At 61.5% G+C, this 14,999-nt stretch carries 10 protein-coding genes and 1 tRNA gene; 3 read left to right on the plus strand and 8 right to left on the minus strand.

The features are described 5' to 3' along the window. Positions 1-92: 92 nt before the first annotated feature. The gene (locus tag H4V96_RS12955) at positions 93-2,390 is read left to right on the plus strand and encodes a TonB-dependent receptor (protein WP_280720988.1); all 2,298 of its coding nucleotides are present in this window, start codon (positions 93-95) and stop codon (positions 2,388-2,390) included. 145 nt (positions 2,391-2,535) lie between these two features. After that, positions 2,536-2,622: transfer RNA gene (locus tag H4V96_RS12960), tRNA-Leu, on the plus strand. A gap of 386 nt (positions 2,623-3,008) precedes the next feature. Here H4V96_RS12960 and H4V96_RS12965 read toward each other — a convergent pair. The 3 genes from H4V96_RS12965 to H4V96_RS12975 all read right to left on the minus strand — a co-directional run bounded on the left by H4V96_RS12965 (position 3,009) and on the right by H4V96_RS12975 (position 5,703). Continuing rightward, the gene (locus H4V96_RS12965) at positions 3,009-4,508 is read right to left on the minus strand and encodes a nucleobase:cation symporter-2 family protein (protein ID WP_010399136.1); all 1,500 of its coding nucleotides are present in this window, start codon (positions 4,506-4,508) and stop codon (positions 3,009-3,011) included. Between the two features lie 277 nt (positions 4,509-4,785). After that, positions 4,786-5,214 (minus strand): hypothetical protein, encoded by a 429-nt coding sequence (locus tag H4V96_RS12970; RefSeq protein WP_196855952.1) that lies wholly within the window; start codon positions 5,212-5,214, stop codon positions 4,786-4,788. Between the two features lie 9 nt (positions 5,215-5,223). Continuing rightward, entirely contained in the window at positions 5,224-5,703 is a 480-nt protein-coding gene (locus tag H4V96_RS12975; RefSeq protein ID WP_196855953.1) for a FeoC-like transcriptional regulator, read from the minus strand. Positions 5,704-5,852: 149 nt separating this feature from the next. On the opposite strand from H4V96_RS12975, the gene H4V96_RS12980 reads away from it, so the two are divergent. Further along, the gene (locus tag H4V96_RS12980) at positions 5,853-6,575 is read left to right on the plus strand and encodes a S24 family peptidase (protein WP_196855954.1); all 723 of its coding nucleotides are present in this window, start codon (positions 5,853-5,855) and stop codon (positions 6,573-6,575) included. Positions 6,576-6,619: 44 nt separating this feature from the next. On the opposite strand, the gene H4V96_RS12985 is transcribed toward H4V96_RS12980, so the two are convergent. The 5 genes from H4V96_RS12985 to prpB all read right to left on the minus strand — a co-directional run bounded on the left by H4V96_RS12985 (position 6,620) and on the right by prpB (position 14,679). Next, positions 6,620-8,506: a propionate--CoA ligase gene (locus tag H4V96_RS12985; protein WP_196855955.1), complete on the minus strand. Its 1,887-nt coding sequence runs from the start codon at positions 8,504-8,506 to the stop codon at positions 6,620-6,622. A 135-nt stretch (positions 8,507-8,641) separates the two neighbouring features. Continuing rightward, entirely contained in the window at positions 8,642-9,841 is a 1,200-nt protein-coding gene (gene prpF / locus H4V96_RS12990) for a 2-methylaconitate cis-trans isomerase PrpF (protein WP_196855956.1), read from the minus strand. A 114-nt stretch (positions 9,842-9,955) separates the two neighbouring features. After that, positions 9,956-12,550: a Fe/S-dependent 2-methylisocitrate dehydratase AcnD gene (gene acnD, locus H4V96_RS12995; protein WP_196855957.1), complete on the minus strand. Its 2,595-nt coding sequence runs from the start codon at positions 12,548-12,550 to the stop codon at positions 9,956-9,958. An 11-nt stretch (positions 12,551-12,561) separates the two neighbouring features. After that, positions 12,562-13,716, minus strand: a complete 1,155-nt coding sequence (prpC, locus tag H4V96_RS13000) for a 2-methylcitrate synthase (RefSeq protein WP_196855958.1) — start codon at positions 13,714-13,716, stop codon at positions 12,562-12,564. 75 nt (positions 13,717-13,791) lie between these two features. After that, positions 13,792-14,679 (minus strand): methylisocitrate lyase, encoded by an 888-nt coding sequence (gene prpB / locus H4V96_RS13005; protein ID WP_010399154.1) that lies wholly within the window; start codon positions 14,677-14,679, stop codon positions 13,792-13,794. Between the last annotated feature and the right edge of the window lie 320 nt (positions 14,680-14,999).

Consider the following 14,999-nt stretch of genomic DNA (forward strand, 5'->3'; position numbering starts at 1 on the left):
CAAAACTTTCCGTGCTAGCATGATCTTTCGTCTAGCGCACTTACGACTGCCTGGACCCTACTAACAAACTTGACCACCAGGAGCAGTTCATCATGACACCGCATGCCAGCCACCACGCCAGCGCGATACGCCGTACCCTGATTACCCTGGCAATCGCTGCCGCCTTTCCCCTGCAAGCGATGGCACAGGACAGCATCCCGGCGCCAACTGGCGAGGCACAAGCTGCGCCGGCAGCACAAGCCGGCCCTGGCCAGCTGGAAACGGTGATCGTCACGGCGCAGCGCCGCGCGGAAAACATCAAGGACGTACCCATGTCCATCGCCACCCTGAAAGGCGACAAGCTCGACACCCTGACCGCCGGCGGCGCCGACATCCGCTTCCTCAACAGCCGCTCGCCCAGCGTCTCGGTCGAATCCGATTACGGCCGCACCTTTCCCCGCTTCTATATTCGCGGCCTGGGCAATACCGACTTCGACCTGAATGCCTCGCAACCGGTGGGCCTGGTGATGGATGATGTGGTGCAGGAAAACGCCATGCTCAAGGGTTTCCCCGTGTTTGACGTGGACCAGGTCGAGGTGCTGCGCGGCCCGCAAGGCACGCTGTTCGGGCGCAACTCGCCGGCCGGCGTGATCAAGTTCGATTCCGCCAAGCCCGTCTTCAATACGGAAGGCTACCTGAGCGGCGGCTTTGGCAAGGATGGCATGAAGAACCTGGAAGGCGCCTTCAACGTTCCCGTCAGCGACACGGTGGCGCTGCGCTTTTCCGGCCAGACGCAGCGCCGCGGCGACCGCGTGCACAACCCGCGCCCCACCGGCACGCGCGACTTCGAAGGCTATGAAGACAGCGCCGCCCGCCTGCAGGTGCTCGTCAAGCCCACGCGCGATTTGACGGCCCTGTTTAATGTGCACGCGCGCAACCTCGACGGCACGGCCACGCTGTTCCGCGCCAACATCCTGAAACAAGGCACGAATGAGCTGGTCGACAACTTCGATTACGGCTCTTACCTTAGCGACGGCATCAACCGCCAGCACCTGAAAACCAAGGGCGGCAGCATGCGCCTGAAATGGGACTTGCCCGGCATCACCCTGCATTCGATCACCGGCTACGAAAAGCTTGATTTCTTCAGCCGCGCCGACGTCGACGGCGGCTATGGCGCCGTATATGCCCCACCGATGGGCCCCGGCTTCATCCCCTTCGTCGTGGAAACGGCTGATGTGATCCCCAACCACAAGCAGATTTCACAGGAATTTCGCGCAGAATCGAGCAGCAAGGGCCCGCTGCAGTGGATAGGCGGCCTGTTCTACTTCAAGGAAGATATCCAGATCGACAGCATCAGCTTCGACAGTCTGGCACCCGGCAATCCGCAAAACAGCGCCTACGCCACGCAAAACCAGAGCTCGAAATCGTACGCGGCGTTCGGCTCGCTCAATTACACGGTCTCGGATGCACTGAAACTGCGCGCCGGCTTGCGCTACACGAGCGACAAGAAGGATTTCTCGGCCAAGCGCGTAGAAGCGACCACGGCCGGCCCATTCAACCTGAATGACACCTCGCACAACGTCAGCTGGGACGTGAGTGGCACTTATATACTGAGCCCAGAAACGAACGCCTTTGCGCGCATCGCTACCGGCTATCGTGCGCCATCGATGCAAGGGCGCCTGAACGGCCTGGGCGACCGCCCGTCGCAGGCCGGCGCCGAAAAAGTGCTGTCGGTGGAGGCCGGCATCAAGCAAGACCTGTTCGACAAGCGCGCCCGCCTCAGCCTGGCCGTATTCCAGTACCGCGTGAAGGACAAGCAATTGACGGCCGGCAGCGGCGTGGTCAACATGAACCGACTGCTCAATGCCGAGAAGGCCATCGGCCAGGGCGTGGAACTCGATTTCCAGGCCAACCTCAGCGACTCGCTCAGCATGACCCTGGGTGGCAGCTATAACCACACCGAGATCCAGGACAAAAAACTGTATGTGCAAAGCTGCGGCAACGCGCAAAACACCCCGTCCAGCGGCTGCACCGTCACCGACCCGGTCGGCCCGTTCGTGGGCACCGCTTACATCAACGGCAACCCGCTGCCACGCGCGCCGGAATGGCAAGCCAACGTTACCTTGAAATACAGCATCCCCGTCGCCAACGGCGAGTTCTACGCCTACACCGACTGGTCCTACCGTACCAGCTATAACTTCTTCCTGTACGAAGCGAAGGAATACAAGGCCAAGGAATTGCTGGAAGGCGGCTTGCGCGTCGGCTACAAATGGGACAAATACGAACTCTCCGCGTATGGCCGCAACATCACCAACCAAATCCAGGCGCTGGGCGCGATCGACTTCAACAACCTGACCGGCATCGTCAACGAGCCACGCACGTATGGCGTGCAGTTCAAGGCGACGTTTTAATGGCGCTTAGATAAAACCAGGCTGTTCGGCCCAACCGGACAGCCTTTTTTCCCGCCACTGCTGATACCTGGCCGTGGATGCGAGACCATCACTCAGGCACAAGATGGCATTACCGGCATCACCTGTGCTAAAATCTCGCCGCGCTGCCCGGATGGTGAAACTGGTAGACACTGGAGACTTAAAATCTCCCGCCTGTAAGGGCGTGCCGGTTCGATTCCGGCTCCGGGCACCAGCGCACATGCAATATACAGAGATAGTGACGACTATTTATCTCGCTCCTGCCAGTTCCGCAAAACTAGCTTTGTTCCGCAAAAACTCTCCGACGCACTTGTAGCCCCCTCTCTTCACTTGTGCTGGGCAGTCAGTTTCTTCGGGCAAATCACCAACTATTTAACCTTCGCCTGAACTTCTGCAAGGATGGCTCCTACATTGAGCTCTACCGTCCATTGCCCAACAATGCGAGGTCTTCCACCATGCATCAGCTGCTTTCGCTGACCTTGCTATGTGCTGCGGCAGGCCACGCCAAGGCTGCGAGGCACCATTGCCTCGCCCTCAAGCTACTGCCACCTTGCTGATCCGCATGCCCCGCGCGCCGCGTTCACGGCGGCGCGCTACGCCTCACTCACTGCCGTGGCTATTCTCGCGCGCCTGCTCCTTCGCCACTTCCGTTGATGCCAGTCCATTGAAGAACAGATTGAGCAGCACGGCAACGATGGCGGCCAGCAAGATGCCACTGTGCAGCAGGGGTGACAGGACCTTGGGCATGTGCTGCGCGTACTGCTCCGCCACCAGCGGCAGCATGCCAAAGCCGATCGACAGGGCGACGATGAACAGGTTGTTGCGCTTGCTTTTGTAATCGACGCCGGCCAGGATGCGTATGCCCGTGGCGGCGACCATGCCGAACATCACCAGCCCTGCCCCGCCCAGCACGAACGCCGGTACGGACTCGGCCGTTTGCGCGATCTTCGGAATCACGCCCATGACCAGCAAGATGATGCCGGCCGACACGCACACCCAGCGGCTGCGCACGCCCGTGACGCCCACCAGGCCGACGTTCTGCGAGAACGAGGTGTAGGGAAAGGTATTGAAGATGCCGCCGATCAGGGTGCCCAGGCCATCGACGCGCAAGCCGCGGCTGATATCGTCCTGCCTGATGCGCTGGTCCGTCATTTCGCCCAGCGCCAGGAACATGCCCAAGGACTCAATCATGACGACGATCATCACCAGGCTCATGGTGACGATAGCGACCACGTCAAAGGTCGGCATGCCGAACTGGAACGGCGTGACGATGGCGAAGGCCTTGGCGCTGGCCACCTTGGAAAAATCGGCCTTGCCCAAGGCAAACGACAAGGCCGTACCGGCAATGATGCCGATCAATACCGCGATATTGGACAGGAAACCACGACCATACTTGGCCACCAGCAAGATAACGGCCAGCACGAAGAAGGCAATACCCATGTTATCGAGCGCGCCGTAGCCGGGATTGGCAATCAGGGGCACGGGACCCGGCGGCGCAGGCAAGCCGGCCGCAGCGGCGGCAGCGGCCATCTTGAGGAAGGCAGGATCGGCAATTTGTGCCATCGAGGGCGGCCCGCCCATGGCCCAGTTGACGCCCACGCGCATCAACGACACGCCGATCACGGCGATGATGCTGCCGGTAACCACGGGCGGAAACAGGGCCAGCAGGCGGCTGATGAAGGGCGCGATCAACATGGAGACGATGCCGGCGCCGATCACGGCGCCAAAGATGCCGCTGATCCCGAGTGCCGGATTGTTCGCCATGGCCAGCATGGGACTGACGGCGGCAAAGGTCACGCCCATCATCACGGGCAGGCGAATGCCGAAGTACTTGCCTAAGCCCAAGGATTGGATCAGGGTCACCAGGCCACAGCAAAACAGGTCGGCACTGATCAGCGCGGCCACCTGCTCGGGTGGCAGCTTGAGGGCGCGGCCGACGATCAGCGGCACGGCGATGGCGCCCGCATACATGACGAGCACGTGCTGCAAGCCCAAAGTGAACAGTTTGCCAGCGGGCAGGATTTCATCCACGGGCGATGGCGCAGCAGGCAGTGCGCGGGGCACGTCGCGGTGGATGGATTTCAAGCGGGGAGAGGCCATTTACGCTCCATTTCCTGGGTTACTGCAGCCCGGATGGGCGCAGATGAAAGGGAAAAGCAAGAGAGAAACGGGACGACAGAAACACGACGATGGTCGATGATGCATGCGAAGCTCCTTGGATGGGACGACTCCAGCAAGCAATGCATGCTTCATGCCAGGTAGAATTGTATACAGTTTGTGGCGACAAACCAGCATGACTGTGCATGGTGCCCCCTCCCTTCGCACCGATTTCAGGCGTGCCGCTTGGTCCACGCACTAAAACAGGACGCCAGCGTAGTCAACGTCGCGCGCGCACCGCCTTGAGCGCAGCGGCCGCATCGGCCGCCAGTTCACCGATATCCTTGTCGCGGCGCCGCTCGAACCAGCGCACGCTGGCACGCACCAGCCACCACGCGGGCAAACCGACAAGTGCCATCAGCGGTGCGGCAATGAACAGGAAGCCCGTGGCTGGATCACAGCCATACAGCGCCGCCACCGTTTGCGCGCTGTCAAACAAGCCGGGCCACCACGCCAGCACCGCCGACACCAGGACGGGACCGGCAAAGGTGGCAATGATAATGCTGGAGCAAATACGCATGAGCGCCTCTTTGTAACTGCGTGGCCACATGACCATGAAGCTGAGCAAGGCGGCAAAGAAGGCGGCCAGCAAGGGCACGCCCAGCAGTTTGATCCAGGCAGCCCCTGCGGCGGTGATATCGATATGCATGATGTGCTTTCAGTTGCGGCAAAAAAGAACTGCGCTTGGCAGTTCGCTGTCATTCATTTGAGAAGGCCGCTTGCCGCCCTCCCCTTGCGCCGTTCCAAACAAGGCCGCCACCAGCGGATCGCGGCGCGCCGCACCGCGCGCCCAGCAGGCCGTGCGACATACCTGCGGCGGCAGCTCGGCCCAGCCGTCGAGCTCCTCGTCCGCTTCGCCCAGCGCGTACAAGGCGGGCCGCTGGCGCCGCGGCTCAGTGCAATGGCGCTGCGCCAGGTGTATCTGTCCCATGGCGCACATATGCCGCAAATAGCGGCTCATGGTGCCCGCATCGAGGCCCAGCAAGGCAGACAGTTGCGCCGCACTGGCCTGACCCTGCTCGCGAATGAACTGCGCGATACGGGCGATATGCAGCTGCGACTTCTTGCTGCGTCCCTGTAACTGGCGCCCCTGCCCTGGCCGCGCCCGGCTTTCCACCAACTGACTACTGTTCAACATCTGCCTGATCTCCCATGATGCTGCCTGCCGGCAGACGCTGTAGTGCGTTTGCGACAGGCAATGAATAGACTTTATCAATCGCTAATGTTAAAGTCAAGCATTTGGTAATTTATCAAACGGTAAATTTCAGGTTTAATGGGAACATGAATATGTATCAATACAGACGCGACCGCCTGCTGGCCCTGATCAGCGAGCACTACGACAACACGCGCAAGAAAGTTTCCGACATCAGCGGCTGGAGCGAGGCGCGCATCTCGCAAATCCTCTCCCCCACGTACCGCGAGGGACGCGCCTTCAGCGAAAAAATCGCGCGCAAGCTGGAAGCGGACCTGCAGCTCGATAGCATGTACTTTGACCAGGGAGCGGCGCCCGACCAGGCGGCGCTGGCGGCGCGTGCTTTGGGCGCCTTAGGTGAGGTGCAGCCGGTGGCGGTAGTCGATGGCGACGATGCGCGCTTCTACCCGATCCGCAAGGTCAAATTGCGCCTCTCGGCAGGCATTACCGGCTTTGCCATCGAAGCGGAAACACACGATGGCAGCACTATCAGCGTGCCGCGCAGCTGGGTCGAGCGCAATGGCTACCACCCTGAAAAACTGGTGGCTATCAAGGTCAAGGGCGAGAGCATGGAGCCGGCCCTGTACGAGGACGACGTGGTGATCATCAATACAGCCGACAAGCGGCCGGCCGACGGTATTGTGTTTGCCATCAATTACGAAGGCGAAGCGGTGGTCAAGCGCATGGCGCGCGATATCGGCGAATGGTGGCTGACCTCGGACAACCCGGACCAGCGCAAATATCACCGCAAGCTATGCCGCGGCAATGAATGTCTGATCGTGGGCAGGGTCGTGCGCAAGGAAAGCGACCGCATTTGAGAACAAAGTCTATCATTTGATAAACTCTGTTCTCATCATGGCGCTTAAGCCAATGCTGCCTGGATCTGCTGCAGCGATGCCGGATCATCCATCGACGTCAGGTCGCCCGGGCTGCGCCCTTCGCAGATAGCCTGAATGGAGCGGCGCAGCAGCTTGCCCGACCGCGTCTTCGGCAACTGTGCCACGAACAGCACGCGCGCGGGCCGCGCCACGGCGCCCAACTGGCGGTCGACCACGGCCATCACTTCGCGTTCCAGCGCCGCTTTCGCGTCCAGGCTGTCGAAACCCTGCGGGTCTTTCAGGATCACGAAAGCCATCGCCACCTGGCCTTTGAGCTTGTCTTCCACGCCCACCACCGCCACTTCCGATACATTCGGATGGCTGCTGATGCTTTCCTCGATTTCGCGCGTGCCCAGGCGGTGGCCGGCCACGTTGATCACGTCATCGGTGCGGCCCAGGATGAAGTAATAGCCGTCCGCGTCGCGCATGCCCCAGTCGAAGGTGGAATACACTTGGCGGCCGCTGAAGGTGGACCAGTAAGTGTCGACGAAACGCGCGTCGTCGCCGTAGACGGTCTGCATGCAGCCGGGCGGCAGCGGGCCTTCCAGCACCAGCACGCCCTTCTCATTGGTGCCGCACTCCTCGCCCGTCACTTCGTTAAGCAGCTTGACCTGGTAGCCGTACATGGCCAGGCCCGGGCTGCCCAGGCGCGTCGGCGTATCGGACACGCCTTTCGCCACCGACAAAATCGGCCAGCCCGTCTCCGTCTGCCAGTAGTTGTCGATGATGTCCACTTTCAGTTCGTCGGCGATCCATTGCGAGGTGGTTTCATCGAGCGGCTCGCCGGCCAGGTACAGCGCTTTCAGGGAGGACAGGTCGTGCTTGCGCATCAGCTCCACCGGATGCTTGCGCAGCACGCGGATGGCAGTCGGCGCCGAGAACATGCGCGTGACCTTGTATTTTTCAACGATGCTCCACCAGATGCCTGCATCGGGACAGATCGGCAAGCCTTCGTACAAGATGGTGGCCATGCCGGCGATCAGCGGGCCATACACGATGTAGGAATGACCCACCACCCAACCGATATCGGAGGTGGCAAAAAAGGTTTCGCCGGGCTTGCCGCAGAAGTTGTACTGCATCGACGATGCCAGCGCCACAGCATAGCCGCCCACGTCGCGCTGCACGCCCTTGGGCTTGCCCGTCGTACCCGAGGTGTACAGCACGTACGACGGCTCGTTCGATTCCAGCCAGGTGACAGGCACCTGCGCGTCCAGGTGCTGCTCGCGCAGGGTCGCGTAATCGACGTCGCGCCCCGGCGTCAGTTGCATCGGCAGCAGATGGCGATCGACCAGCAGCACTTGCTGCGGCTTGTGCGCGGCGATGCGGATGGCTTCATCGAGCAGCGGCTTGTAGGCGATCGCCTTGCCGTTGCGCGAACCGGCATCGGCGGAAAACACCAGTTTGGGCTGCGCATCGTCGATGCGGCTGGCCAGGCTGTTGGCGGCAAAACCGCCGAACACCACGGAATGCACGGCGCCGATGCGGGCGCAAGCGAGCATGGCGAACGCCGCCTCGGCGATCATCGGCATGTAGATCAAGACGCGGTCGCCCTTGACCACGCCCAGCGACAGCAAGATGGCGGCGCAACGCTTCACTTCGCGCTGCAGTTCGCGAAAGCTGTAGGTGCGCTCGGTATTGGTTTCGGTGGAAATGGCGATCAGCGCGGCCGCGTCACCGTGGCTATCGACCCAGCGGTCAACGGCGTTGTGGCACAAATTGGTGGTGCCGCCGACGAACCATTTGGCGAACGGCGGACGGGAATAATCAAGCACTTGCGAAAACGGGGTATGCCAATCGATCTTGTCCGCTTCCTCGCGCCAAAAAGCCTCCGGCGTGTCGATCGAGCGTTGATAAAATGCAGCGAAATTCATGTCTCCTCCGGTATGCGTGTAATCTGTGCCTGGCCTGGGCGAACTGCCCTGGCCAGCACTTTATGTGTGCTACCTGTTTGCCACGTGTGTGCTACCTGTGTGCCATCGGCCTACCACCTGCCTGCGTATTTCTGCCTAAAACGCGTCGCCGGGAACGCGCACAGTCCCTTCCATCAGCACGCGCGCGCTGCGGCTCATGATGGCTTTGGTGACGCTCCATGCGCCATCGACCTGCGCCGCCTCCGCCCCCACCATCAGGGTGCCGGACGGATGGCCGAAGCGCACGGCGTTGCGAAGGCCGCCGCCCGCCGCCAGGTTCACCAGAGTGCCGGGAATGGCCGCCGCCGTGCCGATGGCCACGGCCGCCGTGCCCATCATGGCGTGATGCAATTTACCCATCGACATGGCGCGCACCAGCAGGTCGATCTCGGCGGCTTCCACTTTTTTGCCGCTCGACGAAACATAGCTGGCCGGCTTGGCGACAAAAGCCACCTTCGGCGTGTGCTGGCGCTTCGCCGCTTCATCCAGATGGGAAATCAAGCCCATGCGCAAGGCGCCGTGCGCGCGGATAGTTTCGAAACGGGCCAGCGCGGCGGGATCGCCATTGATGGCGTCCTGCAGTTCCGTGCCCGTGTAGCCGATGGCGTGCGCATCGACAAAAATCGTCGGGATGCCGGCGTTGATCATGGTGACTGTCAGGCGACCGATGCCGGGCACGTCGAGCTCATCGACCAAGTTACCGGTAGGGAACATGGCCGAGCTGCCACCATCGCCACCCTCTTCTTCCGCAGCCGGGTCGAGAAATTCGAGTTTTACTTCGGCGGCCGGGAAGGTCACGCCATCGAGCTCGAAGGCGCCCGTTTCCTGCACTTCGCCATGCGCCATGGGAACGTGGGCGATGATGGTCTTGCCGATATTGGCTTGCCAGATGCGTACCGTGGCCACGCCGTTGTGTGGCAGGCGCGCGGCGTCCACCAGCGCGCTGGCGATGGCGAACGAACCGACGGCCGCCGACAGGTTGCCGCAATTGCCGCTCCAGTCGACAAAAGGCTTGTCGATGGAAACCTGGCCGAACAGATAATCGACGTCGTGATCCGGCTTATCGCTTGCCGCCACGATTACTGTCTTGCTGGTGCTCGACGTGGCGCCGCCCATGCCGTCGATCTGCTTGCCGTACGGGTCGGGGCTGCCGATCACGCGCAGCAGCAAGGCATCGCGCGCCGCGCCAGGCACTTGTGCGCTGGCGGGCAAATCGTGCAGGCGGAAAAACACGCCTTTGCTGGTGCCGCCACGCATATAGGTGGCGGGGATCTTGATTTGGGGTTGATGGGTCATTGGAGTTCCTGCGTTGAATGTGTCCTTAAACCCAACGGCGAAGCGCCGGGGTCGGACCCTGAGGGTCCGACCCCAGAACTTGCCTTTGGGACAAATTACGCGATCACATCACCACTACGCCGCCTTCGACGACTCGAGGAAATCCTGGGCGAAGCGTTGAAGAACGCCACCCGCCTCGTAAATCGAGACCTCTTCGGCCGTATCGAGGCGACAGGTGACCGGCACTTCGAGCGTTTCACCGTTCTTGCGGTGGACCAGCAAGGTCAACGTGGAGCGCGGCGTGCGCTCGCCAACGACGTCGTAGGTTTCGCTGCCATCGAGGCCCAGTGTCTTGCGGTTCACGCCGGGCAAAAACTCCAGTGGCAGCACGCCCATGCCCACCAAATTGGTGCGGTGGATGCGCTCGAAGCCTTCGGCAACGATGGCTTCCACGCCGGCCAGGCGCACGCCCTTGGCAGCCCAGTCGCGCGAAGAACCCTGGCCATAATCGGCGCCGGCGATGATGATCAAGGGCTGCTTGCGCTCCATGTACACCTCGATGGCTTCCCACATGCGCGAGATGGTGCCTTCCGGCTCGATGCGCGTGAGCGAACCGGCCTTCACCTTGCCATCCTCGATCACCATCTCGTTTTTCAGGGTCGGGTTGGCAAAGGTCGCGCGCTGCGCCGTCAAATGGTCGCCCCGGTGCGTGGCGTAGGAATTGAAGTCTTCCTCGGGCAAGCCCATCTTCGCCAGATACTCGCCAGCTGCGCTATCGAGCATGATGGCATTTGATGGCGACAAATGATCGGTCGTGATGTTGTCGCCGAGGACCGCCAGCGGACGCATGCCTTTCAATGGACGGGCGCCAGCGAGCGCACCTTCCCAGTACGGCGGACGGCGGATATACGTGGTATTCGGACGCCAGTCGTACAGCGGGCTGACCTTGATGCCGTCGTCGACCTGCGCGGCAAACATGGGAATGTACACCTTGCGGAACTGCTCCGGCTTGACACTGGAAGCGACGATGGCGTCGATTTCTTCGTCCGATGGCCAGATATCCTTCAACTGGATAGGCTTGCCATCCGGGGCGATGCCCAGCACATCCTTCTCGATATCAAAGCGGATGGTGCCGGCAATCGCATACGCCACCACCAGCGGCGGCGAGGCGAGGAACGCCTGTTTCGCGTACGGGTGGATGCGCCCATCGAAGTTGCGGTTGCCCGACAAAACGGCCGTGGCGTACAGGTCGCGCGACACCACTTCTTCCTGGATGACAGGATCGAGCGCGCCCGACATGCCGTTGCACGAAGTGCAGGCAAACGCCACCACGCCAAAGCCCAATGTTTCGAGCTCCGGCATCAGGCCCGCTTCCTGCAAATACAGTTCCACGGTTTTCGACCCTGGCGCCAGCGAGGACTTGACCCACGGTTTGCGTGTCAGTCCCAGGCGGTTCGCATTGCGCGCGATCAGGCCGGCGGCGATCATGTTGCGCGGGTTGTTCGTGTTGGTGCAGCTGGTAATGGCGGCGATGATGACGGCGCCGTCCGGCATCTTGCCCGGCTCGTTTTCCACTACGCCGGAGATCCCGCGCGCGGCCAGTTCCGACGTCGGCACGCGGTTGTGCGGATTCGACGGCCCGGCGATATTGCGCACGACGGACGACAGATCGAACGTCAGCACGCGCTCATATTGCGCGTCGACCAGGCTGTCGGCCCATAGGCCAGTCTCTTTGGCGTACAACTCCACCAGCTTCACCAGTTCATCGTCGCGGCCCGTCAATTTCAAATACTTGATGGTTTGCGCGTCGATGTAGAACATGGCAGCGGTGGCGCCAAATTCCGGCGCCATATTGGAAATCGTGGCGCGGTCGCCCAAGGTCAGGTGCGCAGCGCCCTCGCCAAAGAATTCCAGGTAAGACGAGACGACCTTTTGCTTGCGCAAAAATTCCGTCAGCGCCAGCACCGTGTCGGTAGCCGTGATGCCCGGCTGTGGCTTACCTGTCAGCTTGACGCCGATGATGTCGGGCAAACGCATCCACGAGGCGCGGCCCAGCATCACGCTTTCCGCTTCCAGGCCGCCCACGCCGATGGCGATCACGCCCAGCGCGTCGACCATGGGCGTGTGCGAATCCGTGCCCACCAAGGTGTCCGGATAGGCTACGCCATCTTGCACCTGGATCACGGGCGACATGCGCTCCAGATTGATCTGGTGCAAGATGCCATTGCCTGGCGGGATCACGTCGACGTTTTTAAACGCCTTCTTGGTCCAGTCGATGAAGTCGAAACGATCTTCATTGCGGCGGTCTTCGATGGCGCGGTTCTTGGCGAAGGCGTCGGGGTCGAAACCGCCGCACTCGACGGCCAGCGAATGGTCCACTACCAGCTGCGTCGGCACGACGGGATTGACCAGGGCCGGGTCGCCGCCCTGGGCCGCGATGGCGTCGCGCAGGCCGGCCAAGTCGACCAGGGCGGTCTGGCCCAGGATGTCATGGCAGACGACGCGCGCCGGAAACCATGGAAAATCGAGGTCGCGACGGCGCTCGATGAACTGGCTAAGCGATGCGTTCAAGGTCGCCGGGTCGCAGCGGCGCACCAGGTTTTCGGCCAGCACGCGCGAGGTATAGGGCAAGGTGGCGTAGGCGCCTGGGGCGATCGCATCGACGGCGGCGCGCGTGTCGAAGTAGTCTAGCCCTGTCCCCGGCAAGGGCTTGCGATGCAGGGTGTTCATATTAGAGGTCATTATTTGCGGTCCTTGATGGGCACGAATTCCAGGTCTTCCGGGCCCACGTAGTTGGCGCTCGGGCGGATGATCTTGTTGTCGATGCGCTGTTCGATGATGTGGGCGGCCCAGCCCGAAGTGCGCGAAATGACGAACAGCGGCGTAAACATCGCCGTCGGCACGCCCATCATGTGGTACGACACGGCCGAGAACCAGTCCAGGTTCGGGAACATGTTCTTGATTTCCCACATGACCGATTCCAGGCGCTCGGCGATGTCGAACATTTTCGTGGAACCGGCTTCCTGCGACAGCGAACGGGCCACTTCTTTGATGACCACGTTGCGCGGGTCGGAAATCGTGTAGACGGGGTGGCCGAAGCCGATCACCACTTCCTTGCTGGCCACGCGCTCGCGGATATCGGCTTCCGCTTCGTCGGCATTGTCGTAGCGTTTCTGGATATCCAGCGCCACTTCGTTTGCGCCGCCGTGTTTCGGGCCGCGCAGCGCGCCGATGGCGCCCGTGATGGCCGAGTGAATGTCCGAACCCGTGCCGGCAATGACGCGGCTGGTGAAGGTCGAGGCATTGAATTCATGTTCCGCGTACAGGATCAGCGACGTGTGCATGGCCTTTTCCCACGACGCCGATGGTTTTTCGCCGTGCAGCAGGTGCAGGAAGTGGCCGCCGATCGAGTCGTCGTCCGTTTCCACTTCGATGCGCTTGCCGTTATGGCTGTAGTGGTACCAGTACAGCAGCATGGAGCCGAACGACGCCATCAGGCGGTCGGCGATGTCGCGCGCGCCCGGCGCGTTATGGTCGTCTTTTTCCGGCAGCGTGCAGCCCAGGACAGACACGCCGGTGCGCATCACATCCATCGGGTGGGCAGCGGCCGGCAGCGCTTCCAGCGCCGCTTTCACTGCTGATGGCAAGCCGCGCAAGGAGCGCAATTTGGCTTTGTAGCCTTTCAGTTCAGCGCTAGTCGGCAATTTTCCGTGCACCAGCAGATAAGCGATTTCCTCGAATTCGCAGCTGTCGGCCACGTCCAGGATGTCATAGCCACGGTAGTGCAAATCGTTGCCGGTCTTGCCGACCGAGCACAGCGCCGTATTGCCGGCGGTGACGCCGGACAGGGCGACGGATTTTTTAGGCTTGAAAGTGGCGGCTTGCGGTGCGGTCATTGTGTTCTCCAGAAAATGATTGTCAGTCCAGCGCGGCGGGCCCGGGATTCCCACGGCCCGCTCTTTTATCGGTGCTTACTTCTTTTGCGCGGCGAACAGCGCATCGAGCTTTTGCTCGAAGTCGTGGTAATTGATCGATTCATACAGTTCCATGCGCGTCTGCATGGTATCGACGACATTTTTTTGCGTGCCGTCGCGGCGCAGGGCGCGGTAGACGTTCTCGGCCGCCTTGTTCATGGCGCGGAAGGCCGACAGCGGGTATAGCGCCAAGCCCACGTGGGCGCTGCGCAATTCGTCCAGCGTGAACAGCGGTGTAGAACCAAATTCCGTGATGTTGGCCAGGATAGGCACGTTGACGGCCTTGGCGAACGTGGCGTACATGTCCAGGTCCGTGATCGCTTCCGGGAAGATCATGTCGGCGCCCGCCTCGACACAGGCGACGGCGCGTTCCAATGCCGCTTCCAGGCCATCGACGGCCAACGCATCGGTGCGCGCCATGATGACGAAGTTCGGGTCGGTGCGCGCATCGACGGCGGCCTTGATACGGTCGACCATTTCCTCCTTGCTGACGATTTCCTTGCCCGGACGATGACCGCAGCGCTTGGCGCCCACCTGGTCTTCGATGTGCAAGCCGGCAGCGCCGAACTTGATCATCGATTTCACGGTGCGCGCCACGTTGAAGGCGGAAGAACCGAAGCCCGTGTCGGCATCGACCAGCAGCGGCAGGTCGCATACGTCGGTGATGCGACGGATATCGGTCAGGACGTCGTCCAGGCTGGAAATGCCCAGGTCGGGCAAGCCCAGCGAGCCGGCCGCGACGCCGCCGCCAGACAAATAAATAGCTTTATAGCCGGCACGCTTGGCCAGCAAGGCGTGGTTGGCGTTAATGGCGCCAACGACTTGCAAGGGGGATTCTTCCTGGACGGCCTTGCGAAATGCGGCACCTGCGGAGTATTGAGTCATGTCTTCACCTTATGGGATTCGGGTCGTCCCGAATGTTTCATGGACTTGCTATGAGCATCAGTGTTGCAAATGCCGTGCCAGCACCTTGCACGTGCCCGGGAAGGGTGCCACAGCATGGTGAGATACGAGGGGAAATGGCCTGTATCGGCCGCTTGCGCACGCTCACGCAGCAGGACAGCGCTGCCGCGTTAAGTGTAGACGGTGTTTCATTTTTGTTTCAACTATTTCAGTTGAAACAAATGTTTGAAACATGCAACACGCAACACGCAATCATTGCCGAAGCCAAAGCAGGCGCTCGATCAGCCGGCAATCAGGGGGGG

Origin of the sequence: Janthinobacterium sp. CG_23.4 (assembly GCF_029892305.1) — a bacterium.
GTDB classification, from domain to species: Bacteria; Pseudomonadota; Gammaproteobacteria; order Burkholderiales; family Burkholderiaceae_D; genus Janthinobacterium; species Janthinobacterium lividum_D.